This is a genomic window from Roseateles sp. P5_D6 (assembly GCF_054049415.1).
The window spans coordinates 25,851-52,076 of record NZ_JBFUMK010000026.1 but is presented as its reverse complement, the minus strand read 5'-3'; the positions used below and the strand labels follow the sequence as shown (position 1 = coordinate 52,076).

24 protein-coding genes are annotated in these 26,226 nt (G+C 67.5%); 14 read left to right on the top strand and 10 right to left on the bottom strand.

All coding sequences use genetic code 11. The features are described 5' to 3' along the window. The first annotated feature begins 32 nt into the window (after positions 1-32). Complete coding sequence (locus ACXJKM_RS26335; RefSeq protein WP_457356148.1) at positions 33-1,547, top strand: FAD-binding oxidoreductase; 1,515 nt, start codon at positions 33-35, stop codon at positions 1,545-1,547. Here the strand turns inward: ACXJKM_RS26335 and ACXJKM_RS26330 are convergent. Genes ACXJKM_RS26330 through ACXJKM_RS26310 form a run of 5 tightly spaced genes read right to left on the bottom strand, consistent with a single transcriptional unit; the run spans position 1,539 to position 5,773 of the window. Beyond that, positions 1,539-2,333 carry a hypothetical protein gene (locus tag ACXJKM_RS26330; protein ID WP_457321892.1) on the bottom strand — a complete coding sequence of 265 codons (795 nt, stop codon included), beginning with the start codon at positions 2,331-2,333 and terminating at the stop codon, positions 1,539-1,541. The genes ACXJKM_RS26335 and ACXJKM_RS26330 overlap by 9 nt on opposite strands. Continuing rightward, positions 2,330-3,316, bottom strand: coding sequence for a 2-hydroxyacid dehydrogenase (locus tag ACXJKM_RS26325; RefSeq protein ID WP_457356147.1), 987 nt, complete (start codon positions 3,314-3,316; stop codon positions 2,330-2,332). Before ACXJKM_RS26325 ends, ACXJKM_RS26330 begins: the two co-directional genes overlap by 4 nt. Further along, positions 3,304-4,629 carry a sodium:proton antiporter gene (locus tag ACXJKM_RS26320; RefSeq protein WP_457356146.1) on the bottom strand — a complete coding sequence of 442 codons (1,326 nt, stop codon included), beginning with the start codon at positions 4,627-4,629 and terminating at the stop codon, positions 3,304-3,306. The genes ACXJKM_RS26325 and ACXJKM_RS26320 overlap by 13 nt, the downstream gene beginning before the upstream one ends. After that, entirely contained in the window at positions 4,626-5,336 is a 711-nt protein-coding gene (locus tag ACXJKM_RS26315; RefSeq protein WP_457356145.1) for a nitroreductase, read from the bottom strand. Before ACXJKM_RS26315 ends, ACXJKM_RS26320 begins: the two co-directional genes overlap by 4 nt. Next, positions 5,333-5,773, bottom strand: coding sequence for an acyl-CoA thioesterase (locus ACXJKM_RS26310; RefSeq protein WP_056194937.1), 441 nt, complete (start codon positions 5,771-5,773; stop codon positions 5,333-5,335). The genes ACXJKM_RS26315 and ACXJKM_RS26310 overlap by 4 nt, the downstream gene beginning before the upstream one ends. Positions 5,774-5,909: 136 nt before the next feature. Here ACXJKM_RS26310 and ACXJKM_RS26305 point away from each other — a divergent pair, with 136 nt between their 5' ends. Together ACXJKM_RS26305 and ACXJKM_RS26300 are read left to right on the top strand one after the other, a co-directional pair. Further along, positions 5,910-6,371 carry a cache domain-containing protein gene (locus ACXJKM_RS26305; RefSeq protein ID WP_056194935.1) on the top strand — a complete coding sequence of 154 codons (462 nt, stop codon included), beginning with the start codon at positions 5,910-5,912 and terminating at the stop codon, positions 6,369-6,371. 69 nt (positions 6,372-6,440) lie between these two features. Next, a complete protein-coding gene (locus ACXJKM_RS26300; RefSeq protein WP_457356144.1) occupies positions 6,441-7,976 on the top strand; it encodes a methyl-accepting chemotaxis protein in 1,536 nt (511 codons plus the stop codon). Here the strand turns inward: ACXJKM_RS26300 and ACXJKM_RS26295 are convergent. Further along, positions 7,954-8,892, bottom strand: a complete 939-nt coding sequence (locus tag ACXJKM_RS26295; protein WP_457356143.1) for a histone deacetylase family protein — start codon at positions 8,890-8,892, stop codon at positions 7,954-7,956. The genes ACXJKM_RS26300 and ACXJKM_RS26295 overlap by 23 nt on opposite strands. Positions 8,893-9,062: 170 nt before the next feature. Here ACXJKM_RS26295 and ACXJKM_RS26290 point away from each other — a divergent pair, with 170 nt between their 5' ends. The 7 genes from ACXJKM_RS26290 to ACXJKM_RS26260 all read left to right on the top strand — a co-directional run bounded on the left by ACXJKM_RS26290 (position 9,063) and on the right by ACXJKM_RS26260 (position 16,954). Beyond that, complete coding sequence (locus tag ACXJKM_RS26290) at positions 9,063-9,617, top strand: phasin family protein (RefSeq protein ID WP_457325672.1); 555 nt, start codon at positions 9,063-9,065, stop codon at positions 9,615-9,617. A 514-nt stretch (positions 9,618-10,131) separates the two neighbouring features. Beyond that, positions 10,132-10,860 carry a LiaI-LiaF-like domain-containing protein gene (locus tag ACXJKM_RS26285; protein ID WP_457356142.1) on the top strand — a complete coding sequence of 243 codons (729 nt, stop codon included), beginning with the start codon at positions 10,132-10,134 and terminating at the stop codon, positions 10,858-10,860. A 1-nt stretch (position 10,861) separates the two neighbouring features. Beyond that, a complete protein-coding gene (locus ACXJKM_RS26280) occupies positions 10,862-11,926 on the top strand; it encodes a sensor histidine kinase (protein ID WP_457356141.1) in 1,065 nt (354 codons plus the stop codon). Continuing rightward, positions 11,923-12,651 carry a LytR/AlgR family response regulator transcription factor gene (locus tag ACXJKM_RS26275; RefSeq protein WP_457356140.1) on the top strand — a complete coding sequence of 243 codons (729 nt, stop codon included), beginning with the start codon at positions 11,923-11,925 and terminating at the stop codon, positions 12,649-12,651. Before ACXJKM_RS26280 ends, ACXJKM_RS26275 begins: the two co-directional genes overlap by 4 nt. A gap of 105 nt (positions 12,652-12,756) precedes the next feature. Then, entirely contained in the window at positions 12,757-13,266 is a 510-nt protein-coding gene (locus ACXJKM_RS26270; RefSeq protein ID WP_457356139.1) for a gluconokinase, read from the top strand. Then, positions 13,263-14,618 (top strand): MFS transporter, encoded by a 1,356-nt coding sequence (locus ACXJKM_RS26265; RefSeq protein ID WP_457356138.1) that lies wholly within the window; start codon positions 13,263-13,265, stop codon positions 14,616-14,618. Before ACXJKM_RS26270 ends, ACXJKM_RS26265 begins: the two co-directional genes overlap by 4 nt. A 5-nt stretch (positions 14,619-14,623) precedes the next feature. Further along, positions 14,624-16,954, top strand: a complete 2,331-nt coding sequence (locus tag ACXJKM_RS26260; protein WP_457356137.1) for a GH36-type glycosyl hydrolase domain-containing protein — start codon at positions 14,624-14,626, stop codon at positions 16,952-16,954. Here the strand turns inward: ACXJKM_RS26260 and gntR are convergent. Then, complete coding sequence (gene gntR / locus ACXJKM_RS26255; RefSeq protein WP_457356136.1) at positions 16,946-17,986, bottom strand: HTH-type transcriptional regulator GntR; 1,041 nt, start codon at positions 17,984-17,986, stop codon at positions 16,946-16,948. The genes ACXJKM_RS26260 and gntR overlap by 9 nt on opposite strands. 247 nt (positions 17,987-18,233) lie before the next feature. Here gntR and ACXJKM_RS26250 point away from each other — a divergent pair, with 247 nt between their 5' ends. The 3 genes from ACXJKM_RS26250 to ACXJKM_RS26240 are packed head-to-tail and all read left to right on the top strand — an operon-like array spanning position 18,234 to position 22,978. Beyond that, a complete protein-coding gene (locus ACXJKM_RS26250) occupies positions 18,234-21,188 on the top strand; it encodes a TonB-dependent receptor plug domain-containing protein (RefSeq protein ID WP_457356135.1) in 2,955 nt (984 codons plus the stop codon). A gap of 51 nt (positions 21,189-21,239) precedes the next feature. Continuing rightward, entirely contained in the window at positions 21,240-22,151 is a 912-nt protein-coding gene (locus ACXJKM_RS26245) for a YihY/virulence factor BrkB family protein (protein ID WP_457323729.1), read from the top strand. Next, complete coding sequence (locus ACXJKM_RS26240; protein WP_457356134.1) at positions 22,148-22,978, top strand: alpha/beta hydrolase; 831 nt, start codon at positions 22,148-22,150, stop codon at positions 22,976-22,978. The genes ACXJKM_RS26245 and ACXJKM_RS26240 overlap by 4 nt, the downstream gene beginning before the upstream one ends. Here the strand turns inward: ACXJKM_RS26240 and ACXJKM_RS26235 are convergent. From ACXJKM_RS26235 to ACXJKM_RS26225, 3 genes are read right to left on the bottom strand one after another with little or no spacing between them, the layout of a single operon-like run. Beyond that, entirely contained in the window at positions 22,956-23,588 is a 633-nt protein-coding gene (locus tag ACXJKM_RS26235) for an LON peptidase substrate-binding domain-containing protein (RefSeq protein WP_457356133.1), read from the bottom strand. The two genes, ACXJKM_RS26240 and ACXJKM_RS26235, sit on opposite strands and share 23 nt — an antisense overlap. A 4-nt stretch (positions 23,589-23,592) precedes the next feature. Beyond that, positions 23,593-24,522, bottom strand: coding sequence for a patatin-like phospholipase family protein (locus ACXJKM_RS26230; RefSeq protein ID WP_056194871.1), 930 nt, complete (start codon positions 24,520-24,522; stop codon positions 23,593-23,595). Between the two features lie 41 nt (positions 24,523-24,563). After that, the gene (locus tag ACXJKM_RS26225; protein ID WP_056194870.1) at positions 24,564-24,989 is read right to left on the bottom strand and encodes an Lrp/AsnC family transcriptional regulator; all 426 of its coding nucleotides are present in this window, start codon (positions 24,987-24,989) and stop codon (positions 24,564-24,566) included. 125 nt (positions 24,990-25,114) lie between these two features. Between ACXJKM_RS26225 and ACXJKM_RS26220 the strand changes: the two genes are divergently transcribed. After that, positions 25,115-26,152, top strand: coding sequence for an ornithine cyclodeaminase (locus tag ACXJKM_RS26220; protein WP_457356132.1), 1,038 nt, complete (start codon positions 25,115-25,117; stop codon positions 26,150-26,152). Positions 26,153-26,226: the final 74 nt, after the last annotated feature.

Here is a 26,226-nt window from a genome sequence, read left to right as displayed (position 1 = left end):
TCTGGTCTTTTATTGGCATTGTCAGGCGGGCGATGGAGCGACGACGTTTTGTTCTCGGGTTGGGCGGCGCGGCGGCGTTGAGCGGCGGGCTGGCCGGCTGCGGCGGTGGTGGGAATTCGGCACCTGCGCCCTCTCCTGCGCCGGCGCCTGCCCCACCGGCGGGGCTGGACTGGGACGGCCTCTCGCGCCAGCTGCAGGGCCAACTGGTGTTGCCCACGCAAGCCGACTTCGACCGCCTGCGCCGCGGCGCAAACGCCCGCTACGACAGCCAGCTGCCTCTGGCCGTCGCGCGCTGCGCGAGCGCCGCCGATGTCGCCTCCGCCCTGGCCTTCGCCAGGCAACAGAAGCTCAGCTTCACGGCCCGCAGCGGCGGCCACAGCTATCTGGGCGCCAGCACGGGCAGCGGCCTGCTCATCGACGTGGGCGCCATGGACAGCGTGCAGTTAGACGGGGACCGCGCCACCGTCGGCGCCGGCGCCAAGCTCACCGACGTCTACGACAGCCTCATCACCGCCGGCCGTTGCATCCCCTCGGGGAGCTGCGTCAGCGTCGGCATCGCCGGCATCACACTGGGCGGCGGCATCGGCGTGCTGGACCGCGCCTATGGCCTGACCTGCGACGCGCTGCTATCGGCCCGCGTCATCACGGCCAACGGCGAGCAGCTCGAATGCAGCGACACGCTGCGGCCCGATCTCTTCTGGGCCCTGCGTGGCGGTGGCGGTGGCCAGGTCGCCTTGGTCACGTCGCTGACTTTCCAGACCCACGCCGTCGCGCCGTTGACACAGTTCGGCGCGAGCTTCGCGCTCAGCGAACTGCCGGCCGTCCTGGCGGCCTGGCAGGCCTGGCCACAGACCCTGCCAGACACGGTCTGGTCCCAGCTCGCGCTGTCAGGCCAGGGGGCTTATCTGTGGGGCATCGCCATCGGCGACGCGGCCACCATGCAGCCGCACTGGAGTGCCCTGCTCGCCCGCATCGGCCGCATGCCGCTGGACGCCACGCTGCAGGCGCGCAGCTACCGGGACGTCATGCTCGGCAGCTGCGCGGCGCTGAGCCGCGCCCAATGCCATCTGCCGAGCCAGAACGCCAACGGCCAGTTGGGCCGCGTGGCCATGGCGGCCAGCTCGGACTATTTCGACAACGCGCTGGATGCCACCGGCGCCACCGCCCTGGGCCAGGCCCTGCAACAGCGTCGTGACAGCGGCCGCGCCGGTGCCGTGCTGCTCAACCTGATGGGCGGCGCCATCGCTCGCGTCGCGCCCGATGCGACGGCCTTCGCGCACCGCCGCGCCCTCTTCAGCGCCCAATACCTGGCCGAGTTTCCGGTCAGCGCAGCGGCTGCGACGCTGGACGAGGCCGCGGCCTGGACACACGGCATGCGCACGACGATGCAGGCGTGGAGCAGCGGCGGTGCCTATGTGAACTATCTGGACGGCCTGCTGGCCAGGCCGGCCGAGGCCTATTTCGGCGCCAACCTCGCGCGGCTGCGCCAGGTCAAGCAGGCCTACGACCCGGCCGGGGTGTTCAAGGCTGTGCCGGACCTAGGGTGAGACGAGAGAGGCCACGGCGCGCGGGAGTTCGGCCTCGATGAGGGCCTCCAGCGCCTTCACGCGCTGCTCGGCCGTCGTGGCGGCCCAGGGGTTGGCAGCGGCCTCGCGGTCCACCGGCAGGCGTGCCGCCACGGCGAGCGACTGCTCGCGCCTGAGCTTGAGATCGCTGAGGTCGATCAGCGCGACGCGGATGGATACATAGGACGCGAACACCGGCAGGGCGCCCTGGCCATCGAAGCTGATCTGGCCGCTGGGGCGCTGGTCCAGCACAAAGCCCGGGCCTTCCAGGGTCGCAAGGATGCGGCCCGGCAAGGCCGCGGCCAGGGCCGGCTCCTGGCGGCTGCGCGTGACCAGCAGCAGCTGGGCCGCGCCGCTCTGGCGCACCGCGTCGCCGAGCTTGCCAGGCAGGCTGAGCCTGCCGTCAACGAACAGGTGAGCCGGGTCGCCGAACAGGCTGCGCGTGGTCGAGGTGTACAGCTTGACCTCGCGACCTTTGGCCGAGGCCGTGATGGCACCGTTCAAGGCTTGCAGCACCGCGTTGTCCAGGCCCCCGGCGGGCGTGGACGTCCAGTCGCCGGACTGCACCGTGTCGCCACGCGCCGGGCTCAAGGAGATGAGCTGCACGTTGTCGCCCAGCAGGGACAGGACTGCGAACTTGTTGGGGTCTCGCGGCGTCTTGTCCTCGACGACGGGCGCGGGCGGTGGCGGCGCGCCCTTGTTCTTGACGGACTGGCCGAAGGCCAGCGCGGGCAGCAAGGAAAGCAGGCAGATCAGGCGGCGGTTCATGCGGAAATGACTTCAGGGTTCAGCGGCGTGAGGGGTTTGGCACCGGTCAGCGCGGCGACGAGGTTGTCGGCAGCAAGATCGGCCATGGCCAGGCGGGTGGGCATGGTGGCGCTGGCGATGTGCGGCGTGAGAACGATGTTGGGCAGCGTCAGCAACGCCGGATTCACACGCGGTTCGCCTTCGAAGACATCAAGGCCGGCAGCGGCGATGCGGTTCTCGCGCAGTGCCGCGGCCAGCGCATCTTCGTCGACGATGCCGCCGCGGGCGATGTTGACGAGAGTCGCCGTCGGCTTCATCAGCGCCAGCTCGGGCGCGGCGATGCAGTGGTGGGACTCGACCGAATAAGGCAGCACGAGGATGAGGTGATCGGCCTGGCGCAGCAGCGCTTCCTTGGTCAGATAGCCTGCGCCAAGTTCAGCCTCGATGTCGGCCGGCAGCCGCGAACGGTTGTGATAGATCACCTTCATGCCGAAGCCGAAGCGGCCACGCCGCGCAATGGCCTGGCCGATGCGGCCCATGCCGAGGATGCCCAGCGTGGCGCCATGGACGTCGGAGCCGGCCAGGAAGTCCCAGGCCCAGCTCTTCCAGCGCCCGTCTCGCAGCAGGCGCTCGCCCTCGCTCATGCGTCGGGCCGTGGCCATCAGCAGCGCAAAGCCGAAGTCGGCCGTCGATTCGGTCAGCACATCGGGCGTGTTGGTGACGAGGACGCCGCGCGCCGTGCAGGCGCCCAGGTCGATGTGGTTGTAGCCCACGCTCATCGTGCAGACGGCGCGCAGATCGGGGCAGGCGTCGAGCAGCTCGGCGGTGATGCGCTCGGTGCCGGTGATGTAGGCGCCGGCCTTGCCTTGCAGACGGGCGCGCAACTCGTCGGGGGTCAGCGGCGCCTCGCCCTGATGGAAGTCCACGTCGAATTGGGCCGCGAGTTTTTCAACGACGGCCGCTGGCGCCCTGCGCGCGATCAGGACTTTCTTCATCGCATCCATATCCAGCCCATCACGAAGAGAAGCGGCAGCAGCACCGCGCAAGACCAGAGCAGATAGCCACCAAAGCTCGGCATCTTGACACCTCGCTCCTCGGCAATGGCCTTGACCATGAAATTGGGCGCGTTGCCGATATAGGTCATCGCGCCCATGAAGACGGCGCCGCCTGAGATGGCCGCCAGCACCGATGCACCTTCATTCATCAGCTGGGCTGCATTGCCGCCGGCGAGGTTGAAGAAGGCGAGATAGGTCGGCGCGTTGTCCAGCACCGAAGACAGGCCGCCCGTCAGCCAGAAATAGGCCATCGGCGAATCGAGCATGGCGGCCAGCGACGCGAACACACCGGCCGGGCCGGCCTTGAGCATGGCGATGACGGGCACCATGGTCAGGAAGATGGCGATGAAGAGCTTGGCCACTTCCTGCATCGGCGCCCAGCTGAACTGGTTCTTCTCGCGCACACCGGCCGGTGTCAGCCACAGCGACGCGAACGTCACGACGACGAGGCCCACGTCGCGCACCAGGGCCTGCATCGGCAGTGGCGTGCCCCAGAGGTCGAAGACGATGCCCGGCTTCCAGGTGCCGCTCATCAGCACCAGGCCGATGGCCACGACGAGCGGCAGCAGGTTGATGACGCCTTCCAGACCCGGCCGGGGCGCGTCGGGTGTCGGGTCAGCGGGCGTGATGCCTTCCTTGCGGTAGAGCCAGGCGTCGATGCCCCAGAACACGGCGAGCAGCGCAGCGAGCAGGAACAGCGTTTCCTGCCACAGTTGCCCGGCCGTCCAGAAGAAGCTGACGCCCTGCAGGAAGCCGAGAAAGAGCGGCGGGTCGCCCAGCGGCGTCAGCGACCCGCCGACGTTGCTGACGATGAAGATGAAGAAGACGACGACATGGGCGTTGTGGCGGCGGTTGTCGTTGGCGCGGATCAGCGGGCGGATCAGCAGCATGGAGGCGCCCGTCGTGCCCATGAAGCTGGCCAGTGCGGCGCCCAGCAGCATCAAGCCCGAGTTGAGCGCCGGGCTGCCATGCAGATTGCCGCGAATGAAGATGCCGCCGGCCGTCGTGTACAGCGCGCCGAGCAGGATGGTGAAAGGCAGGTATTCCTCGACCAGCGTGTGCACCAGCACGCCGCCGGTCTCTACCGCCCCGAATGCGAGCGCAAACGGGATCAGCAAGGCCAGCGTCCAGCCCGCGGCGATCTTGCCGAAGTGGTGGTGCCAGAAGGCCGGCGCGGCCAACGGCATGACGGCGATCGACAACAGCAGGCCCGCGAACGGCGCGGCCCAGGTCAGGCCGAGTTCGGCGCCGGAGAAACTCATTCGATGAAGCGCGTGAACTCGGCCACCGGCGCGCGCTCGGTGACGAGGCTGTTCTCGATGGCATCCGGGTCGGCATAGCCCATGGACATGCCGCAGACCACCATCTGTTCACTGCTCAACTGCAACTCCTCGGCGATGACGCGGTGGAACTGCGTGAACGCGGCCTGCGGGCAGGTGTGCAGGCCGCGCGCACGGGCCGCCACCATGATGTTCTGCAGGAACATGCCGTAGTCCAGCCACGAACCCTGCTGCATGACGCGGTCGATGGTGAACATCAGGCCGACCGGCGCGTCGAAGAAGATGAAGTTGCGGCCATGCTGGTGCTGCATGCGCGACTTGTCGGTCTTGGCGATGCCCAGCAGCCCGTAGAGATCCCAGCCCACCTTGCGGCGGCGGTCGATGTAGGGGCTGCGCCATTCGGTGGGGTAGTAGGCGTATTCCTCCTTGTGGCCGGCGTTCTGCTCGGGGTCGAGGTAGGCGGCCTGGATGCGGCCGGCCACGCGCGTGAGCGCCGCACCCGTCATCACATGCACCTGCCACGGCTGGGTGTTGGTGCCAGAGGGCGCCCAGGAGGCGACCTCAAGAATGTCCTCGATGGTCGCGCGCGGCACCGGGTTCGGCAGGAAGGCGCGCAGCGAGTGCCGGGTCTTGATGGCGGCATCGACCGCGGCGGTCTGCTCGGGCGTGGGCGTGGCGAAACGGCTCATGGCGTCAGGGTCTTCAAGGCTTGGAGATAGGAGGCCGGCAGCTCGGCCACCGGGCGGCGGCTGACGCGGTCGACGTAGACATGCACGAAATGACCCCGCGCTGCGCACGCGGCGGCGCCTTCAGCGAACAGGCCGATCTCGTAGCGCACGCTGGAGCGTCCCTGCTGGGCCACGCGCACGCCGGCCTCGATGCGCTGCGGAAAGGCGAGTGACTCAAAGAAGTTGCAATGCGTCTCGACGACCAGGCCAATGACCTCGCCGCCATGGATGTCCAGCGCGCCGGCCTCGATGAGCAGGCTGTTCACCGCCGTGTCGAAGAGGCTGTAGTAGACGACGTTGTTCAAGTGGCCGTAGGCGTCGTTGTCCATCCACCGCGTCGTCAGCGGCACGAAGCGGGGGTATGTCTCGCGGCCATCGGGCTGGGGGCGGGTCGTCATGGCGGCATTCTTCCATGCACGTCCGCCGGGCCCGCTTTACGGGGCTGATTGCGGCTTATGCACTTGCACGATCTGTTTTTCCGGAGCGACACTGGGCCGCAGACAACGATTTCACAACGGCTGGCAAGGAGCTCGCATGAACCGATCCCGAGTAGTGAGTTTTGCATTTGCACTGGCGGCCGTCTTCGGCGCCCAGGCCGCACTGGCCGACAACGCGACCAAGGATGACGCGGTCGCCACCGTCAAGAAGGCTGTGACCTTCATCAAGGCCAACGGCAAGGACAAGGCCTATGCCACGATCACGGCCAAGGACCCGCAGTTCGTCAAGGCCGACCTCTACATCGTCGTCTACGGCATGGACGGCAAATGCCTGGCCCACGGCGCCAACGAGAAGCAGGTCGGCCGCGACCTGATCGACCTCAAGGACATCGATGGCAAGCCCTTCATCCGCGAGCGCGTCGAACTGGGCAAGTCCAGCCCCAAGGGCTTCTGGCAGGACTACAAGTTCACCAACCCGGCGAGCAAGAAGATCGAACCCAAGCAGATGTACTGCGAGCGACTGGACGACACCATCGTCTGCGGCGGCATCTACAAGTAAAGCGCGGATGGCTGGCCGTCCCCTGCCCTGCCGCCGGCTCGCGCCGGTTGCTACTCTTGAAGGTTGCCGATGAAGCTGGCTTCAAAGATGTTGCTGCCGCCGATGGTGGCACTGGCCGTCGTGCTGGCCATCGGCCTGGGCAACAGCATGCTGTCCCTGCGTGAGGTCGTCGCCTCCAACGAGGCCGGCCAGCAGCGCAACGAGGTCTTCATGACCACGGTGTCCGTGCAGACGCAGGTGGGCGAGATGCATGGCGGCGTCTATCGCACCATCGCTTTGATCGGCTCGCTGGACGACGCCAAGGTAAAGGCCCTGCGGGGGCAGTTGAAGACCCAGGTTGAGGGCCTCACGCGCACACTGACCACGTTGGCCGAGATGGAGGCCACGCCCGCCGAGACCGACGCCCACATCAACGCGACCCTGCCGCTGCTGAAAGCCTACCTGGCCAAGGCCGACGCCGCCGTCGACCTGGCCTCGGTCGACCCCAACACCGGCGTTGCCGCGATGCAGGACGCCGAGGCCCGCTACAAGGAAGTCGCGACGCTGATGGGCAAGATCGTGCAGAGCATGGGGGCCGATCAGCAAGCCGCGTCGGAATCCCAGCAGGCCACGGCCCGCCAGCGCGCCTGGGTCTTCGCCCTGATCTCTCTGCTGACCGCTGGCGCCGGCATGGGCCTGCTGCTCGCCAACCAGCGCAAGATCGCAGCCGACGTCAACGCCTCGCTGTCGCTGGCCGAATCGGTCGCCGCGGGTGATCTGACCCAGCGCGCCAACCCGCAGGGGCAGGACGAACTGGCCGGCCTGATGCGGGCGCTGAACCAGATGTGCGAGCAACTCGGCCAGACGGTGGGCGAAGTCATGACGGTGGCCGACTCCATCCGCACCGCGTCGTCCGAGATCGCCTCGGGCAATCAGGACCTGAGCCAGCGTACCGAGCAGACGGCCTCGAGCCTGGAGATCACCAGCTCGTCCATGGCGCAGCTGACCGGCATCGTGCGCCAGAGCACCGACAGCGCGCAGACGGCCAACCAACTCGCCACCAGCGCCGCCACCGTGGCCCACCGCGGCGGCAGCGTCGTACAGCAGGTGGTGGACACGATGAATGACATCACCGCGTCCAGCAAGCGCATCGCCGACATCATCGGCGTCATCGACGACATCGCCTTCCAGACCAACATCCTGGCGCTGAACGCGGCGGTGGAAGCCGCCCGCGCCGGCGAGCAGGGCCGCGGCTTTGCCGTCGTAGCCGGTGAGGTCCGCAGCCTCGCGGGGCGCAGCGCCGCGGCGGCCAAGGAAATCAAGACCCTGATCGGCGCCAGCGTCGAGCGCGTGCAATCCGGCGCCCGCCTGGTGCAGGACGCCGGCTTGACGATGACCGACATCGTCGGCGCCGTGCAGCGCGTGACCGACATCATTGGCGAGATCAGCACGAGCGCCGCCGCCCAGAGCCGCGGCATCGACGATGTCACCAGCGCCGTCACCAAGGTCGACGACATGACGCAGCAGAACGCCGCCCTCGTCGAGGAAAGCGCCGCGGCCGCCGAGTCGCTGCGCGAGCAGGCGCAGCGCCTGGCCCAGGTGGTCAGCCAGTTCCGCGTGCGATAGCGGCCCAGGCGGCCCAGGACTGGGCGGCCAGATTCAGCGTGTTGATCTGCACGGCGACCGTCGTTGCCAGGTCGTGACCGTAGCCGCCGGCCATGCTCAGCGCCACGGGGATGCGGCGTGCGCTTAAGCCCGCCAGTACGCGCCGATCGCGTTCGGCCAGACCTTCATAGGTCAACTTCAACCGGCCCAGGCGGTCGCCTTCGTGGGGGTCGGCGCCGGCAAGATAGAACACCAGGCCCGGATCAATGCGACGCCAGACCTCGCCGAGTGCCGCGTCCAGCGCAGCCAGGTAGTCCGCATCGCCGCAGCCGTCGGCCAGATCCACGTCCAGATCGCTCGCCTCCTTGCGAAACGGGAAGTTGCGCGCGCCGTGCATGGAGAAGGTGAACACCGTGTCGTCGTCGCGGAAGATGGCCGCAGTGCCATTGCCCTGGTGCACGTCCAGGTCGATGACGAGGACGCGCAACAGGCTGCGGTGGCTTCTTGCCCACTCGGCCTGCATCAAGCGCGCAGCGACGGCAACGTCATTGAAGACGCAATAGCCGGAGCCCTTGTCGGCATAGGCATGGTGGGTGCCACCCGCCATATTGGCCGCGACGCCCTCGACCAGGGCCGCCCGGGCGGCCGCGATGCTGGCGCCCACCGAGCGCCGCGAACGCTCGGCCATGGACGGGCTCCACGGGAAGCCGATCTCGCGCTGCTGGGCGGCGCTGAGGTGACCGAGCAGGACCGCATCCACATAGTCCGGCGTATGGGCCAGGGCCAGTTCACCCTCGCTGGCGGCCGGTGCCGGCTGCATGCGCAGCAACCCCGGCTCGCGCTCGAAATGCTCCCGTAACAAGCGGTACTTAGATTGCGGGAAGCGGTGCCCCGGCGGCAGGGCCAGGCTGTGGGCATCGGAATGGAAGGCCTGCATGGCCGCCACGATAGCCGTGGACCTTTGTCACACCCCGACACCCCTAGTTTGCTGCACTGCACAAAATAGTTCTTGCAATCTGGCGCCCGGCCCCTATCATTCAGTTCATGTTGCAGTGCAGCAAAAGAAGCACAGCAAACGGTTCAACCACCTGAAATCGGAGTCTCACCATGCTGACCGCTGAACAAGTCCTCGCCGCCCACAAGGCCAATGTCGAAACCCTCTTCGGCCTGACGAACAAGGCGTTCGAAGGCGTCGAGAAGCTCGTCGAGCTGAACCTGCAAGTCGCTCGCACCGCGCTGAGCGAAGCCGCTGACACCACCGCCGCCGCCCTGTCCGTCAAGGACGCACAAGAGCTGCTGTCCCTGCAAGCCGCCCTGCTGCAGCCGACCGCCGAGAAGGCCGCCTCCTACAGCCGCCACATCTACGACATCGCCTCCGCCACCGGCGCCGAAGTCGCCAAGGCTGCTGAAGCCAAGTTCGCCGATGTGCAGAAGAGCTTCACCGCTGTTGTCGACAACGCCGCCAAGAACGCCCCGGCCGGCACCGAGAACGCCGTCGCCCTGGTGAAGTCGGCTGTCGCTGCCGCCAACAACGCTTTCGAGTCGGTCCAGAAGGCCACCAAGCAAGCCGTTGAAGTGGCCGAGTCCAACTTCCAGGCCGCGACCAGCCAAGCCGTCAAGGCCACGCAGACCGCGACCCGCGCCGCCAAGCGCGCCGCCTGATCCTCAGGCTCTCGCCTCCCGAAAGCCCGGTGCACCCGCACCGGGCTTTTTCTTTGCCCGGCGCTATTGAGGAGCAGATGCCCTTGATGCAGGACCATGCCTGTGGATTTAATCAGGCATGATCTAGCGACCGTCGTAGTTGCGCCGCTGAACCGCAATTTCGCAGAGTGGCCGACAAGAAGCGGCGCGACTCTCGCAACCCGATGCCAGCTTCGATCGCGGGCAGGAAGGTGGGTTCTGGCTGATCGATCATGCGTATCGGAGCAACTCTGGGCGTGTCGCCTTCATGCCCGTCACATGCCACACGTGCGCCCTTAAGTCATTGATCCAGCTGACTTTTGGCGCCTGCTACTCAATAGCGTTGCCCGGCGCAAGTGCACCGGGCTTTCTCCTTTCCGACATTCGCGAACCCGGCTGTTGATTCGTCGCCGGCTGGCGTCGATTCGCCGATTCGGCGGCTCGCCGGTTGCGACGGGCGTGTCTACTCATGCCATCGCAAGTCGAGAACCGCACCATGAGATCCAACCGCATCCGCCATCGCCCGCCGTACCACCCGGCACACCGCGTCGTCTTCGGGCTGGGCGTTATCGGCATCGGCACGCTGGCCCTGCTGGACAACCTCCATGTCTTCGGCATGCCGCTGCTGCGCACCTTCTGGCCGCTGGCCCTGGTGCTGTTCGGGCTGAGTCGCATCGTCTGGCCACGCCACGCGGGCAACTGGCTGTTCGGCATCGCCCTGGTCATCGTCGGCGCCGTGATGACCGCACAGAACCTGGACCTCGTCAGCATCCGGCTGCGCGACTGGTGGCCCGTCTTCATCATCCTGGCTGGCCTGTCCATCCTGGCGCGTGGCATGTTCCCGCGCTACCGCGGAGCAGGGGCTTGCGCCGACACGCCGTCGACGCTCGAGCACGGCGACCGCATTGCCATCGACGCAAGCTTCAGCGCCATCCGCCAGCAGAACGATTCGCGCGCCTTCAAGGGCGGCCGCATCGACGTGACCTTCGGCGGCGTCGAGCTGGACCTGCGCCAGGCCGCGATCGAGGGCCCTGAGGCCGTGCTCGAGATCTCGGCCCGCTTCAGCGGTGTCGAGCTGCGCGTGCCGCGCGACTGGCAAGTCATTGTCGACATCGCGCCAACGCTGGGCGGCGTGGAGGACCGTACGGTGCCGCCCATGAACCCGACGCAACGCCTCGTGCTGCGGGGCGACGCGATGTTCGGCGGCGTCGAAGTCAAGAACTGAAGTGCACCCGCTGCTGGTGCACCGGCGCGGCCTGGCCGCCTGCCTGCTGGCCGCCGCGTTGGCCGGCACGGCGCTGGCCGCGCTGCTGGGCAGGCAAGGCCCGGTCGACTTCGCCTGGGCCTTGGCCTGGGCGCTGCCGCTGAGCACAGTGCTGAGCTTTGTCGCACTGTCGCTGTATCACCTCTGCCGCAGCCAGCCCTTCGGTGCCGGCCGCTGGCCGCGGGCACTGGCTGCACGGATTGCGGCCGTGCTGCTGCTCGGCGGCGCGGCGCTCGCACTCGCGGCAGGCTGGAATGCAGCGGGCCTCGCCCTCGGCCGCCCGGCCGGCCTGGTCACGATGACCCCGGCGACCTGGGGCTTCTTGCTGCTGGCCAATCTCATCCTGCTGACGCTGTCGGTGCTGGCCCACGACCTGCTGCTGGCCGTCGAATCCGCGCAAGCCTCCGCCACCCGCGAGGCCGAGGCGCGGCTGCTGGCCCGCGACATGGAGCTGCAGCTGCTGCGCCTGCAGATCGACCCGCATTTCCTCTTCAACAGCCTGAACTCCATCAGCGCGCTGACCAGCTTCGACCCCGCTGGCGCGCGGCAGATGAGCATCGACCTGGCCCAGTTCTTCCGGCAGACCCTGGCGCTGGCCGGCCGCGAGCGCATCCGCCTGGAGGACGAGCTTGAACTCATCGGCCACTATCTCGCCATCGAGCGCCAACGCCTGGGCGACAAGCTGCGCAGCGACTTCGACACACCGCTCGAAACGCTGGCCGCCCTGCTGCCGCCGCTGACGCTACAGCCCCTGGTCGAGAACGCACTGAAGCACGGCTTGCGAGCGCTGGACGATGGCGGCCTCGTACAGATCCAGGCCCTGGTGCGCGACGGCTGGCTGCACCTGGCCGTTCGCAACCCCGTTCCCGCAGAACCATCACGAGAACCCGGCATGGGCCAAGGCCTGCGCCACTTGCACGAGCGCCTGGCCGCCCAATACCGTGAACGGGCCCGCGTGAGCTGGGGCACCACGCCCGAGGGCTTCGCGGTCGAGATCAGCATTCCATTCGAGAACGAGACGCCATGACGCTGCAAGCCCTCATTGCCGACGACGAACCCCTGGCCCGCCGCCTGCTGCGCGAGTTCCTGAAGGCCCACGCCGACATCGCCATAGCCGCCGAGGCCGATAACGGCCTGGACGCCGCCCGCGCCATCACCGAGCTCAAGCCCGACCTCGTCTTTCTCGACATCCAGATGCCGCGCCTGACGGGCCTCGAAGTGCTGGAGCTGACCGGCCGGCGCGACGGCGTCATCTTCACGACGGCACATGACCAGCACGCCATGCGCGCCTTCGAGCTGCATGCGGTGGACTATTTGCTCAAGCCCTTCAACCAGACGCGCTTCGACACCGCGCTGACACGCGCGCGCCGCCTGCTAGGTCAGGCTCAGCCCGGGCTGGACAAACTCGTCTCGCCGCAGGCGCTGAGCCGTGTGCTCGTACGCGACGCCGAGCGCAGCGGGGGCATGCAGGTGCTGGCGGTCGACGCCATCGACTACATCGAGGCTCAGGCCGACAACGTCGCCTTCCACAGCGCCGGCCGCGACCACCTGAAGGCCCAGCGCATCTCGGACCTGGAAGCCCAGCTCGACCCCAGCCGCTTCGTGCGCGTACACCGCTCCTTCATCATCAACCTCACGGCGCTGCAGGCTCTGGAGAAGACGGACAGCGACGCCCACGTCGCGCGCATGAGGAATGGCAAGCRCATTCCCGTCAGCCGCAGCGGCTACGACAGGCTGCGCGCGGTACTCTGACGCTCGGCGCGAAGGCTGCGGCGGGAAAACACGGAGCGTCATAGGCGGCATTGACATTAGGATAGCGCTATCCAAAGCCCTCAGATCCGCTCTCGCTCGCGCCCCATGACCCACCTTGCGCTCGAATCCCTCGTCTTCATGGGCGTCGCCGGCAGCGGCAAATCCGCGCTGGGCGCTGCCGTCGCCCGCAGAGCCGGCCGTGTCTGGCTGGAGGGCGACGACTTCCACAGCGAGGCCAACCGCCGCAAGATGGCCCAGGGCCAGCCGCTGACCGACGATGACCGCGCCGGGTGGCTCGCCGCGCTGTGCGAGCAACTGCGTTGCCACCCGCTAGGCGCCATGGCCGCATGCTCAGCGCTCAAGCGCCGCTACCGTGACCAGCTCCGCCAAGCCTCACCGGGCCTGCGCTTCGCCTTCCTGGATGTCGACCGGGCCGAGGCCCGCCGTCGCATCGAGGCACGCGGCGGCCATTTCTTCTCCGTCAGCCTGGTCGACAGTCAGTTCGAGACGCTGGAGTCGCCCGTCGGCGAGCCGGGCGTGCTGCACCTGGATGCACTCGCCCCGCTGGACCAGTTGCAGGCGCAGGTGTTCGCCTGGTTGCAGAGCACAGCATGAGCGCGCGCCCGCTCACTCGGCGCGAGATCGTCGGCTACGGCCTGGGCGACATGGGGTTCAACTTCTACTGGACCAACATCTCGACCTTCCTGCTGATCTTCTACACCGACGTGTTCGGCATCACCGCAGCCGCCGCCGCGACGATGTTGTTCGTCATCAAGATCTTCAACGCCTTCACCGACCCCATGATCGGCGCCTTCGCCGACCGCACGCAGACGCGCTGGGGCAAGTTCCGGCCCTATCTGCTGTTCATGCCGCTGCCGCTGGCCGTGATCGGTGTGCTGACCTATTCCACGCCCGACTTCGGCCCCACGGGCAAGCTGGTGTGGGCCTACGTGACCTACCTGCTCTTGATGACGGTCTACACCAGCGTCAACCTGCCCTACAGCGCCTTGTCGGGGGTGATCTCGGGCGACGCGCGGGAGCGCAATGCTGTCAACGCGTCCCGTTTCGTCTGCGGCTTCGCGGGCGGCACCCTCGTCACGGCCGTGTCGCCCCGGTTGGTGAGCTGGTTCGGTGGTGGCGATCCAGCCCTGGGCTGGACGCTGACCATGGTGTTCTGGGGCATCGCCGCGGCGCTGATCTTCGCCTTCACCTTCAGCGCGACGACCGAGCGCGTCCAGCCGGTACAGGCCGAGCCCTCCAGCGTGCGCCAGGACCTGGCCGACCTGCGCAGCAACCTGCCCTGGATCCTGCTGTTCTTCCTGGCGCTGATCATCATGCTCAGCATCACGCTGCGCATGACCAGCGCGGCCTACTACTTCAAATACGTGGTCAACCGGCCCGAGCTTCTGGCCACCTTCATGCCGGCCTACCTGCTGGCCGCGGCGGCCGGCACGGCGTGCACGCCCTTCCTCACTCGCTTCATCGACAAGCGCAAGCTGCTGATCGGGTTGATGCTCGCTTCCACCGTGCTGTCGATGGCCTTCCTGTTCGTCGACGCCGATCAGATCGCGCTGATGTATGCGCTGCAGATCGCGCTCGGTCTCGTCCTCGGCCCGAAATCGCCGCTGTCCTTTTCGATGCTGGCCGATTCGGCCGACTTCAACGAATGGCGCAACGGCCGCCGCGCGACGGGCATGACCTTCGCGGCCAGCTCGTTCGCGCAGAAGCTCGGCACGGCTGTCGCCGTCGGCGTCATCGGCACGCTGTTCACGGCGCTGGGCTATGTGCCCAACGCGGTGCAATCGGCCGACTCCCAGGCCGGCATCGTCTGGCTGATGTCCGTGATCCCGGCCGGCTTCACGCTGCTGGCCGCCGTCATCATGGTCTTCTACACGCTGGACAACCCCACCATGGCGCGCATCCAGGCCGACCTGGCCGCGCGCAAGTTCTCCACTTCACCGGTCTGACGCCCATGCTGCAACACCTCGATGACGGCGAGCGCTGCGAGCTCACCAGCCCCACCGCCCTGCCCCAGGCCGCCGGCTTCCTGTGGAACCGCCGCATGATGATCCAGGTGACCTGCCGCGGCTACGCCACCGCGCAGTTCATGCAGCCCGAGCCGGCCAAGTACGCCCATGCGCCCAACCTGGAGGCCAAGACCTTCATGCAGCCGGAGCAGGCCTACTACGCCCACCACCCCGGCCGCTTCGTCTACGTGAAGGACGAGGACACGGGCGAGCTGTTCTCGGCGCCGTATGAGCCGGTGCGCGCGCCGGTCGACAGCTTCAGCTTCGTCGTCGGCCGGTACGACCTGAGCTGGACGGTGGAGCACCTCGGCCTGCGCGTGGAGATGGCGTTAGGCCTGCCGACCGACGATGTCGTCGAGCTGTGGGAGGTTCGCGTCACCAACCTTTCGGGCCGGCCACGGCGCATCAGCGTCGTGCCCTACTTTCCCATCGGCTACATGTCGTGGATGAACCAGTCGGCCGAGTGGCGCGCCGACCTGGGCGGCATCGTGGCCAGCAGCGTCACGCCCTACCAGAAGGTGGCGGACTACTTCAAGAACCTGCAGCTCAAGGACAAGACCTATTTCCTCTGCGAGTGCGCACCTGATGCCTGGGAGGCCAGCCAGAGCGCGTTTGAAGGCGAAGGCGGCCTGCACCGCCCGAGCGCGCTGCAGGTCGAGCAGCTCGCCGGTGGCGACGCCCGCTACGAAACGCCTGCTGCCTGTGTGCAGTACAGGCTGACGCTGCAGCCCAACGAGGGCCAGACCTGGCGCTTCCTCTTCGGCCCCGCGCTGGACGACGCCGAGATCGCCAGCGTACGCGAGACCTACCTCAGCGAAGCCGGCTTCGCCCGCGCCCACGCTGCCTATGCCGACTACGTCGACGGCGGCCGAGGCTGCCTGCGCATCACGACGCCCGACGCCGACTTCGACCGCTTCGTGAACCACTGGCTGCCGCGCCAGGTTTTCTATCACGGCGACGTGAACCGGCTCAGCACCGACCCGCAGACGCGCAACTACTTGCAGGACAACCTCGGCATGGCCTATATCGCGCCGAGCGTCACGCGCGGCGCACTGTTGCATGCGCTGAGCAAACAGGCCGCCAACGGCTCCATGCCGGACGGCATCCTGCTCATCGAAGGCGCCGAGCTGAAGTACATCAACCAGGTACCGCACACCGACCACTGCGTTTGGCTGCCCGTGTGCCTGCAGGCCTACCTCGACGAGACGGGCGACTTCGCGCTGTTGGATGTAGTGGTGAACGACCTCACCGTCGCCGAACGGCTGGACGCCGCCATGACCTGGTTGCAGCAGGACCGCGACGCCCGCGGCCTGAGTTTCATCGCCCAGGGCGACTGGTGCGACCCGATGAACATGGTGGGCTACAAGGGCCGCGGCGTGTCGGGCTGGCTCACTGTTGCGGCCGCCTATGCGATGCGGCTGTGGGGCGGTATCTGCGCCAGCGCCGGCCGCTCCGACCAAGCCGCGCGCTGGCAGGCTGCGGTCGAGGACCTGAATGCCGCCGCCAACCGTCACCTGTGGGATGGCGCCTGGTTCGCACGCGGCATTACTGATGACGATGTGATCTTCGGCGTCAGCGCCGACACCGAAGGCCGCATCTATCTCAACCCGCAGTCCTGGGCCATGCTCAGCGGTGCCGCGAGCGGCGAGCAGCGCGTGAAGATGCTGGCCGCCATCGACGCGCAGCTCGACACGCCGCACGGCATGGCGATGTTCAACCCGCCCTACTCCGGCATGCGCGACGACGTCGGCCGCGTGACGCAGAAGCATCCCGGCTCGGCCGAGAACGGCGCCGTCTACAACCACGCTGCCAGCTTTTACGTTCATGCGCTGTACGACGCAGGCGAGAGCGACCGCGCCTACAGCGCACTGCGCCGCATGATTCCGGGGCCTGACGAGGCCGACTATCTGCAGCGCGGCCAGTTGCCGGTCTTCATTCCCAACTACTACCGCGGCGCGCACCAGCAGTTCCCGCGTACGGCCGGCCGCTCCAGCCAGCTCTTCAACACCGGCACCGCGGCCTGGGCCTATCGCTGCGTCATCGAAGGCCTTTGCGGCCTGCGCGGCGATGCGAAAGGCCTGCGAGTGAAGCCGCAACTGCCCTCGGGCTGGGACGAGCTCAGCGCTGAACGCGAGTTCCGCGGTGCGCGTTTCCACCTGCAGGTTCGCCGCACCGGCCAAAACCGCGTACTTCTGGATGGCCAGCCATTGCCAGATGGCCTGGTGCGCGACATCGAGCCCGGCCGCAGCTACCGGCTGGACGTCGAGCTAGGTTGACGCCCGCCGCACGACCTGGAAGCCCAGGTCCACGTTCGGCTGCTCCACCGGCTGGCCGCGCATCAGCTTCATCAACATCTGCGCCGCCTGCTCGCCGATCTGACGGCGCGGCGTGGCCACGGTGGTGAGTGGCGGCACCATCTGGTCGCTGCCCGGCAGGTCGTTGAAGCCGGCCACCGCCACGCGGCCAGGCACGGCCACCCCCAGGCGCAAGGCCGCCAGCAGCGCGCCCTGCGCAAGGTCGTCGTTGCAGAAGAAGATGGCGTCGGTTTCGGGCGCCTCGCGCAGCACACGCTCCAGCATCGCGCCACCGAGCGCCATGGACGAGGGCTCGGCGATCAGCACCTTGTTCACGCTCTCGCCCAGGCCGGCTTGCACCAGCGCCTCCTTGTAGCCCTCACCGCGTTCCAAGGTGCGTGGGTCGAGCTGGGCGGCAACGTAGACGACGCGGCGCCGACCCGAATCGAGCAGATGCTGCGTGATGGCCCGCCCGGCATCGCGTTGCGAGAAGCCCACGCTGTGGCTGCCCGGCTCCACCTCCATCACATGCACGCAGGGAACGCCGCTGCCCTCGATCAGAGCGGCCGCCGCCGGGCTGCGATCGCGGCCGGTGACGATGAGACCGGCCGGCCGGTGTGCCAGAAAGCTGCGCAGCACGGCCTCCTCTTCGCTGGCGTCGTAATGGGTGACGCCGATCAGCGTCTGGTAGCCGGCCGGCACGAGGCTGTTCTGCACCGCGTCGAGCAGCTCTACGAACAGCGTGTTGCTCAGCTTGGGGATCAGCACCGCGACATGGGAGCTGCGGCTGGAGGCCAGCGCGCGGGCGGCCGGATCGGGCACGTAGCCCAGCGCAGTGGCGGCGGCCTGGACGCGCTCGCACAGCTCCTGCGCCACCGCCCGCTCGCCACGCAGGGCCCGCGACACGGTGATAGGGCTGACGCCGGCGGCCTGCGCCACGTCCGCCAGCGTCACCCGGCCGGTGGCCCTGGTGCGTCTGGGGGAGGCGGCTGATGTCGTCTTGCTGCTCGGCATTTCTACATGGTATCCCCCATATCGGAGGGGGAATTCGATGCCTAGGATAGCGCAATCCCGAAACGCGATAGCCCACGGCGCAGCTGTTCAAACCTTGGGGATCGCGTGTTCGGGCGAGTTTCAACCTAAGCCATCCGGTTTTTTTAAGCTTCCCGGACAGCGCTATCCAATAACCAAGTTTGTTTACCGAATACCGGCTCAACGACCACAAGGCAGCGGCCCACCGTGCCACCTCAGGAGACCTCCCATGCGAAATCCCGGTTCCAAGACCCTGATCCATCTGGCGGCCCTCACGGCTTGCGCCGTGCTGGCGCTTCCCGCCCTGGCCCAAAGCGCTGAGACACCGGCCACAACGCCTGACGCCGCGCCAGAGGTCAATCCCGGCGCCAGCGTGCTGAGCACCGTGGTCATTACGGGCTCGCGCATCTCGGCGCGCGGCTTCACGCAACCGACGCCGACCACGCGCCTCACCGCCTCGGACCTCGAGAAGGCGGCTCACCCGAACATTTTCCAGAGCCTCGTTGAGTTGCCTGCGCTCCAGGGCAGCACGGGTCGCACCACCTTCACCAACAGCACCAGCAGCGGCTTGCAGGGCCTCAGTTCCCTGAGCCTGCGCGGCCTCACCCCGATCCGCACGCTGACCCTGCTCGATGGCCAACGCGTGGTGCCGGCCAACGTGACCGGCGTGGCTGACATCAGCCAGTTCCCACAGCTCCTCGTCACACAAGTCGACGTGGTGACCGGCGGTGCCGGCGCCTCTTACGGCTCCGACGCCGTCGGCGGCGTGGTGAACTTCATCACCGACAAGCGCTTCAAGGGCTTCAAGGCCAACATCGAAGCTGGCCAGACCAACTACGGCGACGACAAGAACGGCGCACTGCAAGCCGCCTGGGGCCGGAGCTTCCTCAACGACCGTGCGCACGTTGCCGTGAGCGTGGAACTCGTCCGTGAAAAGGGCGTGCCCTCACCCCGCTTTGGTGGCCAGGGCGCCAACGGCCGCACCTGGTTCAACAACCCGGCCTGGCAACAGCGCCCTACCGGCCAGACCACGGACGGCAGGCCGCAGCTGTTCGACATCCGCAACGCCCAACAGTTCCAGTACTCCAAGTACGGCTTGATCACCCAGGGCCCGCTGCAGGGTACCGCCTTCGGCAAGGACGGCGTGCCCTACAAGTTCGACTACGGCTCCAACGGCGTGCCCACAGGCACGGGTGCAGTGACAGGCTGCATCACACCCTTCTGCGTGGGTGGCGACCTCTCCGGCACCATCGGCGGCGGCACCACCATGGGCATGAACCTGCAGCGTCAGGTCTTCTACACCCGTGGTAGCTATGAGCTGGACGATGACAACGAGGTCTACTTCACGGTCAACCTGGCCAGGACCAACGCTCGCAACACGCCAAACCCCGGTTCGCCCAAGCTGGACAACTTGACCATCCAGTGCGAGAACCCCTACGTGCCGGCCTCCATCAAGCAGGCCTGCGTGGACAAGGGCATCACCAGCTTCAAGTTCGGCACGGCCTACGGCAACCAGCCCAAGGACATCGAGGTCAACCCGATCCGCGAACAGAAGCGGTTCGTGCTGGGTGCGACCGGCAAGGCTAGCGCGCTAGGCCAGACTTGGTCGTATGACGGCTACTTCGAGCACGGCGAAAACAGCATCGATCTGAAGGTCAGCAACATCATGCTGAACCCGCGCTTCAACGCCGCCATCGACGCCGTGCGCAATTCGTCCGGCCAGATCGTCTGCCGAAACGCCACCGCCGTGGCCGCGGGCTGCGCGCCGCTGAACATCATCGGCGATGTGCAGCAGGATCCGGCCGCGCTGGCCTATGTGTTCCCGGCCGTCGGTCCGCATCAGTTGTCGGTGCAGCGTCAGACGGTGGCCAGCTTCAACCTCAACGGCCAGCCGTTCTCGAACTGGGCAGGACCGGTGGCCGTTGCCTTCGGGGCTGAAGCTCGCAAGGAAGGTTACTGGGTGACGGGCGACCCCTACGGCAATGGCGTCTACCCCGCAACGCCCAATACGGCCGACTACCCGGCTGACCCGCTCCTCAACACCACTGTGGGCAACAACTGGTTCGCCGGCAACTACCACGCTGCGGCGGGCGCCTACAACGTGAAAGAAGCTTTCGTCGAAGTGAACGCTCCGATGTTCAAGTCCGACAGCCTGGGCGAGGCCAACCTCAACGCGGCCGTGCGTCGCACGCTCTACAGCACCGCCGGCGGCATCAACAGTTGGAAGATCGGCTCGACCTGGAAGACCGGGGTCGATGGCCTGCGCGTTCGCTACGTCGCCTCGCGTGATGTGCGTGCGCCGAATCTCTCCGAGCTGTTTGCCGCGCCGGTGGTCATCAACCAGGCCGTCAACTTCCAGGGCAACACCTACAACGTGCAGCAGCGCACCATCGGCAACGTCAACCTTCGCCCCGAGCTGGCCAACAACCGCATCCTCGGCCTGGTGTTGTCGCAGCCCAAGTGGGCGCCAGGCTTCAGTGCGTCGATCGACTACTTCGACATCAAGTTGAAGGACGTGATCTCCACCCTCGGAGCCCAGCAGGAAGTGGACCTCTGCGCTGCCGGCAACCAAGAGATCTGCGCCGCGATGGATCTTGTCAGCCCCGTGAAGTACGTGACGCTGCAGGCCTTCAATCTGGCCAGGATGCGCAGCAAGGGCTTCGACATGGAAGCTCTCTACCGATTCAACCTGGCCAGCGTCAATCTGCCCGGCAAGCTCACGCTGCGTGGCCTGGCAACGCACACCAACAGCTTCCTGGTCACGTCGGGCATCGTGGGCACCATCCCGGCCGAGCGCGCAGGCGTCAACCTCGGCGACACGCCGACGTGGAAGGCCCAGTTCTCGCAATCCTGGGAAGGCGAAAAGGCCAGCTTCACGGTGGGCCAGCGCTGGGTCAGCAATGGCGTCTACAGCAACGAGTTCATCGAGTGCCAGACCACCTGCCCAGTCTCCACCGCCATGCACCAGACCATCGACAACAACCACATGAAGGGCGCTTTCTATTGGGATCTCGCCGGCAACTACAAGATCAACAAAAACATCACCGCCTACTTCAAGATCGACAACGTCACCGACGTCGCGCCGCCCAACGCCCCGGGCACCAACACCGGCTATGGCGTGAACCCCTCGCTGTTCGACGTGCTGGGCCGCCAGTACCGCGTGGGCGCCCGCATGACGTTCTGACGCCGGTCGCGTCCTACAGCGGCGGCCAGCGCATGCCGCGAGACTTCGCGCATGCGCTGGCTTGATCAGATCCGACCGCTGGGACGCGTGCTGAAGCTGACCTTCGACGGCTTCCTCGACGACCGCGGCCCGCGCATGGGCGCGGCACTCGCCTACTACACGCTGTTCTCGCTGGCACCGCTGCTGCTCATCGTCGTGTCGGTGGCCGGCCTGGTCTGGGGCGGCGAGGCGGTGCGCGGCGAGCTCTTCGACCAGCTCGCCGCGCTGCTCGGCGCGACGGCCGCCTCGACAGTCGAAAGCATGCTGAAGTCGGTCTCCTGGCCGGCCGGCGGCTGGCTCAGCACGGTTGTCGGGCTGGGGCTGATGCTGGTCGGTGCGACGACGATGTTCGCCGAGCTACAGGATGCGCTGGACACCATCTGGCGCGTGCCGGCCCGCCCGGTGCAAGGCTGGCTGAACTGGCTGCGCGCGCGCCTGCTGAGCTTCGGCCTCATCTTTGGCCTGAGCTTTCTGCTGCTGGTGTCGCTGCTGCTGGACGCCGTCATGTCGGCCGCCCAGACCTGGTGGCAGCCCTGGTTTGGCGACTGGCTGCGCGTCGCTGCTCTGGCCAACACGGTGTTCAGCCAGGGCCTGGTGGTGGCCGTGTTCGCGCTGATCTTCAAGTGGATGCCACGCGTTCACGTCGCCTGGCGCGACGTGCTACTCGGCGCCTTCGTCACGGCGGGCCTGTTTGCCCTGGGCCGCTATGGCATCGGCGCCTATCTGCAGCGCAGCGGCGTCGCCTCGGGCTTTGGCGCCGCGGCCTCGGTCGTGGCCCTGCTGGTGTGGGTGTACTTCTCGGCGCAGATCCTGCTGATCGGCGCCGAGTTCACCTGGGCCTACGCAAGAGTGTTGGGTTCGCGACGGGAAACGGAAGAAGCTCGTGCAAACTTGCGCACCGATTCCCAGACCGCGACGCGATGACGACCACCACCACCGACGACGGCCTCAAGCTCCACCTGCGCCACTGGCCCACCACCGCGGCTCCCGCACGCGGCCAGTTGCTCATCTGCCATGGCCTGGGCGAACACATCGAACGCTATGCCCATGTCGCCGCGGCACTGAACGCGGCCGGTTGGGATGTGCACGGCTGGGACCACCGCGGCCACGGGCGCAGCGATGGACGCAAGGGCGACATCCCCGCGCACGACGCGCTGCTGCGCGACACGGCACGCGTCATCGACGCCGTGCGCCAGCCGGGCAAGCGTTTCGTGCTGCTCGGCCACAGCATGGGCGGGCTGATCGCCGCGCGCTTTGCGGCGGAGGCGCTGACAGGCAAGCCCGCGGCCTGGAGCCGGCCGCTGGATGGCCTGGTGCTGTCTTCCCCCGCGCTGGATGCGGGCCTGTCCGGTTTTCAGAAGCTGCTGCTTGCCGCGGCGGGATCGCTCGCCCCGGGCCTGGCCGTCAGCAACGGCCTCAAGCCCGAATGGATCAGCCGCGACACCGCCGTCGTCAAGGCCTACGCGACCGACCCGCTGGTGCATGACCGCATCACGGCGCGGCTGACGCGCTTCATCGTCGACAGCGGCGCCCGTGCCATTGGCGACGCACCGCGCTGGAAGCTGCGCACGCTGCTGATGTGGGCCGGCGCGGACCGCTGCGTGTCACCGCGCGGCAGCGAGGCCTTTGCGTCTGGCGCACCCGCCAATGTCGTCGCCACCAAGCCCTGGCCCGGCCTCTTCCACGAGATCTTCAACGAGCCCGAGAAGGCCGAGGTGCTGAAGACGCTTACCGATTGGCTGAACGCGTAAGCGCGTCAAGCCGGTCGACGATGAGCTCCAATCTCAGCAGCGGGTTGTCCATCACCATCAGCCGCTGGCGCGCCTCGACCGGCATGGGCAGCAGCTCGGCCCAGCGGTTGGCCAGCCAGCCCGCGTCGTCCCACTGGTAGGGCGGCTGCACGGGCAGGTCGTCCGCGGCGCCGCGGGCCTTCCAGCCGGCGAGCAGGTCCTGCAGTTGCTGGGCGGCCTGGCGCAGATCGTCTGGCACCGGCACCGCGACGTCGCCGGCCAACAGCTCAAGCCGGCCGACCCACAGGCCATGGCTGAGGTTGCGCGAGCCCTGCACGCGAAAGCGCTGTGTGCCGCAGATGCGGATGTTGATGAGGCCGGCCTGCGCGTGCTCGAAGTCCTCGATGCGGGCCAGCGTGCCGACGTCGTGAAAAGCCTCGGCCCGAAAGCCCTCGCCCTCGCGCCGGCGCACCTCCTCGCCCGAAGTCAACGCCACGATGCCAAAGGGCTCGCCGCGCGCATGGCAGCGCTGCACCATGTCCAGGTAACGCGGCTCGAAGATGCGCAGCGCCAGATGGCCGCCGGGAAAGAACACCGAGCGCAGCGGGAACAGCGGCATCTCGGCATCCATAGCTTCAGCGGGTTTTTTCAGCGATGCGCTGGCGCAGGATGGGCAGGATGGCCTGAGCAGCCTCGCGGCCAGCCTGCACCGCACGGCGCCGCGCCGTGAAGTCGGCGCTGCCCACGCCATCGAGCCTGGGCCGGATGACGACATCCGCCTCGCGGAGCTCGAACATGTTGATGCTGCGCCCCATGATGGAAAAGGTCTGCATCAGCATGCGAAAGGCGTCGCCCGGCGGGTCCTTCTCGGGCGGCGAGGTGATGTCCACCGCGACGACGAGCTGCGCGCCCATTTCCCTGGCAAAGCGCACCGGCACCGGTGACACCAGGCCGCCGTCGACAAATTCGCGCTGGCCGATGCGCACCGGCTGGAACACGGCCGGTACCGCGCTGGAGGCACGGACAGCCGTGCCGGTGTCGCCGCTGCGGAACAGGATGGAAGAGCCGTCGGACAGGTCAGTGGCGACGATGCCCAGCGGCACCACCATCTGCTCGATGTTCTTGCCGCCCGTCTTGTCGCGGATGAAGCGCGCCAGCGCCTCGCCGCGGATCAGGCCGCGCAGCGGGAAGGACCAGTCGGTGATCGCGCCCTCGTCCATGGTCTCGGCCAGGGTCTGCATCTCCTTGCCGGTCTTGCCCGAGGCGTAGAGCGATGCGACGAGGCTGCCGGCCGAGGTGCCGGCGACCAGGTCGACCTTGATGCCGTTCTCTTCGAACACCTGGATGACGCCAATGTGGGCAAAGCCGCGCGCGGCGCCGCCGCCCAGGGCCAGGCCGATGCGTGGCGGTTTCGGGGCTGGCTTGATGACGGGTGGCGGCTCAGGCGGCGGCGTCGGGACGACGACGACCGGCGGCTGGGGTGGCTGGCTGGGCAGCATGGAGCAACCGGCCAGCGCGACAAGGGAGGCCGCGAGCCAGGCACGGCGGATCAGGACAGGATTCATTTCAAGGCAGAGGGAGCGCGGCGCACGATAACCGAGGCCGATCAGGCCAGCTTGTAGCTTTGCAGATGGATGGAGGTCTCGGTGCCGGCGATGCCCTTGATGAGGCGCACCCGCTCCAGCACGTCGGCCAGCTCCTGCAAGCTGGAGCTGCGGATCTCGGCCAGCAGGTCCCAGCGGCCGTTGGTGTCGAAGAGTCCCGTGATGCCGGGCTCGCCGAGCAGCATGGCCACCACCTCGCGCGTGCGGTTGCCTTCAACCGTGATGCTCATCCATGCCGTGATCTGGTCGGGCACCGAGTCGGGCCGCAGGCGCACCGTGTAGCCGGTGATGACGCCGCTGTCTTCCAGCCGTGCGATGCGGTTGGTGACGGTGCCGCGCGAGACCTTGAGCTTGGCCGCGAGCGTGGCGACGCTGGCCCGGGCATCGGTGCGCAGCAGGGCGAGGAGTTGCTGGTCAAGGGCATCCATTTTGAGCAATTCGGCAATTTCCACTGCCATTTTGCCAAATCGCGATGCATTACGTGGCAAGAGTTGAGCTTCTGTTTGGCACATAGCCCCGGAAGAATCGCCTCAACACATTCCGCGAGACTGCCATGACCACCGTCCTCACCACCCAAGACGTCGCCCGCCTTGTCCAACGTGTCGGACTTCCTGATTTACTTCGCCGCCTCGTCAGCTACCTCGAATCCGACTACCTGCGCTGGGCCGAATTCGACAAGACGCCCCGTGTCGCCGCCCATTCACAAGACGGCGTCATCGAGCTGATGCCCATCGCCGACGCCAGCCTCTACAGCTTCAAATACGTCAACGGCCACCCCAAAAACCACCGCTTCGGCCTGCCGACCGTGATGGCTTTCGGCGTGCTCGCCGACGTGGCGACCGGTGCCCCCGCCCTGCTCTCCGAGCTGACCCTGACCACCGCCATGCGCACCGCCGCCACCTCGGTCATGGTGGCCAAGCGCCTGGCCCGCCCCGACAGCCGTGTGATGGCCCTGATCGGCAACGGCGCCCAGAGCGAGTTCCAGGCCCTGGCCTTCCACCACCTGCTCGGCATCCGCGAGCTGCGCCTCTACGACATCGACCCGGCCGCGACGGCCAAGCTGGTGCGCCACCTTCAGCAAACGCCCGGCCTGACGCTGACCGTGTGCGCCTCCACGGCCGAGGCCGTCAAGGGGGCCGACATCGTCACCACCGTGACCGCGGACAAGACCAACGCCACCATCCTGACGCCGGACATGATCGAGCTCGGCATGCACATCAACGGCGTCGGCGGCGATTGCCCGGGCAAGACCGAGCTGCACCGCGGCGTGCTGGAGATGGCCCGCGTGATCTGCGAGTTCGAGCCACAGAGCCGCATCGAAGGCGACATGCAGCAGATGCCGGCCGATTTCCCCGTCACCGAGTTCTGGCGAGTGCTCGCCGGCCAGGCCCCGGGCCGCGAGTCGGCCAGCCAAGTCACAGTGTTCGACTCGGTCGGTTTCGCGCTGGAGGACTTCTCCGCGCTGCGCCTGCTGCGCGACGTGAGCAATCAGCTTGGCCTGGGCGCGCCGCTGGACCTGATCCCGCAGATGGCCGACCCCAAGGATTTGTTCGGCGAACTGCATCTGACCCACCAGCTTCAGGTGGCTTAGGGCCTGTTCACGCTACGGGAATCGGTGCGAGAGGGTCTGCGCGGGTGCAGGGCTAGGCGTGCGGCGCCGCCTGG

Excerpts from the sequence above, each read along its gene's own strand:
- ACXJKM_RS26315 (WP_457356145.1), bottom strand. The coding sequence starts at position 5,336 with ATGAGCCGTTTCGCCACGCCCACGCCCGAGCAGACCGCCGCGGTCGAT.
- ACXJKM_RS26320 (WP_457356146.1), bottom strand. The coding sequence starts at position 4,629 with ATGAGTTTCTCCGGCGCCGAACTCGGCCTGACCTGGGCCGCGCCGTTC.
- ACXJKM_RS26245 (WP_457323729.1), top strand. The coding sequence starts at position 21,240 with ATGCGCTGGCTTGATCAGATCCGACCGCTGGGACGCGTGCTGAAGCTG.
- gntR (WP_457356136.1), bottom strand. The coding sequence starts at position 17,986 with ATGCCGAGCAGCAAGACGACATCAGCCGCCTCCCCCAGACGCACCAGG.
- ACXJKM_RS26240 (WP_457356134.1), top strand. The coding sequence starts at position 22,148 with ATGACGACCACCACCACCGACGACGGCCTCAAGCTCCACCTGCGCCAC.
- ACXJKM_RS26290 (WP_457325672.1), top strand. The coding sequence starts at position 9,063 with ATGCTGACCGCTGAACAAGTCCTCGCCGCCCACAAGGCCAATGTCGAA.
- ACXJKM_RS26260 (WP_457356137.1), top strand. The coding sequence starts at position 14,624 with ATGCTGCAACACCTCGATGACGGCGAGCGCTGCGAGCTCACCAGCCCC.
- ACXJKM_RS26305 (WP_056194935.1), top strand. The coding sequence starts at position 5,910 with ATGAACCGATCCCGAGTAGTGAGTTTTGCATTTGCACTGGCGGCCGTC.
- ACXJKM_RS26220 (WP_457356132.1), top strand. The coding sequence starts at position 25,115 with ATGACCACCGTCCTCACCACCCAAGACGTCGCCCGCCTTGTCCAACGT.
- ACXJKM_RS26265 (WP_457356138.1), top strand. The coding sequence starts at position 13,263 with ATGAGCGCGCGCCCGCTCACTCGGCGCGAGATCGTCGGCTACGGCCTG.
- ACXJKM_RS26230 (WP_056194871.1), bottom strand. The coding sequence starts at position 24,522 with ATGAATCCTGTCCTGATCCGCCGTGCCTGGCTCGCGGCCTCCCTTGTC.
- ACXJKM_RS26270 (WP_457356139.1), top strand. The coding sequence starts at position 12,757 with ATGACCCACCTTGCGCTCGAATCCCTCGTCTTCATGGGCGTCGCCGGC.
- ACXJKM_RS26225 (WP_056194870.1), bottom strand. The coding sequence starts at position 24,989 with ATGGATGCCCTTGACCAGCAACTCCTCGCCCTGCTGCGCACCGATGCC.
- ACXJKM_RS26285 (WP_457356142.1), top strand. The coding sequence starts at position 10,132 with ATGAGATCCAACCGCATCCGCCATCGCCCGCCGTACCACCCGGCACAC.
- ACXJKM_RS26235 (WP_457356133.1), bottom strand. The coding sequence starts at position 23,588 with ATGGATGCCGAGATGCCGCTGTTCCCGCTGCGCTCGGTGTTCTTTCCC.
- ACXJKM_RS26310 (WP_056194937.1), bottom strand. The coding sequence starts at position 5,773 with ATGACGACCCGCCCCCAGCCCGATGGCCGCGAGACATACCCCCGCTTC.
- ACXJKM_RS26295 (WP_457356143.1), bottom strand. The coding sequence starts at position 8,892 with ATGCAGGCCTTCCATTCCGATGCCCACAGCCTGGCCCTGCCGCCGGGG.
- ACXJKM_RS26300 (WP_457356144.1), top strand. The coding sequence starts at position 6,441 with ATGAAGCTGGCTTCAAAGATGTTGCTGCCGCCGATGGTGGCACTGGCC.
- ACXJKM_RS26335 (WP_457356148.1), top strand. The coding sequence starts at position 33 with ATGGAGCGACGACGTTTTGTTCTCGGGTTGGGCGGCGCGGCGGCGTTG.
- ACXJKM_RS26325 (WP_457356147.1), bottom strand. The coding sequence starts at position 3,316 with ATGGATGCGATGAAGAAAGTCCTGATCGCGCGCAGGGCGCCAGCGGCC.
- ACXJKM_RS26330 (WP_457321892.1), bottom strand. The coding sequence starts at position 2,333 with ATGAACCGCCGCCTGATCTGCCTGCTTTCCTTGCTGCCCGCGCTGGCC.
- ACXJKM_RS26250 (WP_457356135.1), top strand. The coding sequence starts at position 18,234 with ATGCGAAATCCCGGTTCCAAGACCCTGATCCATCTGGCGGCCCTCACG.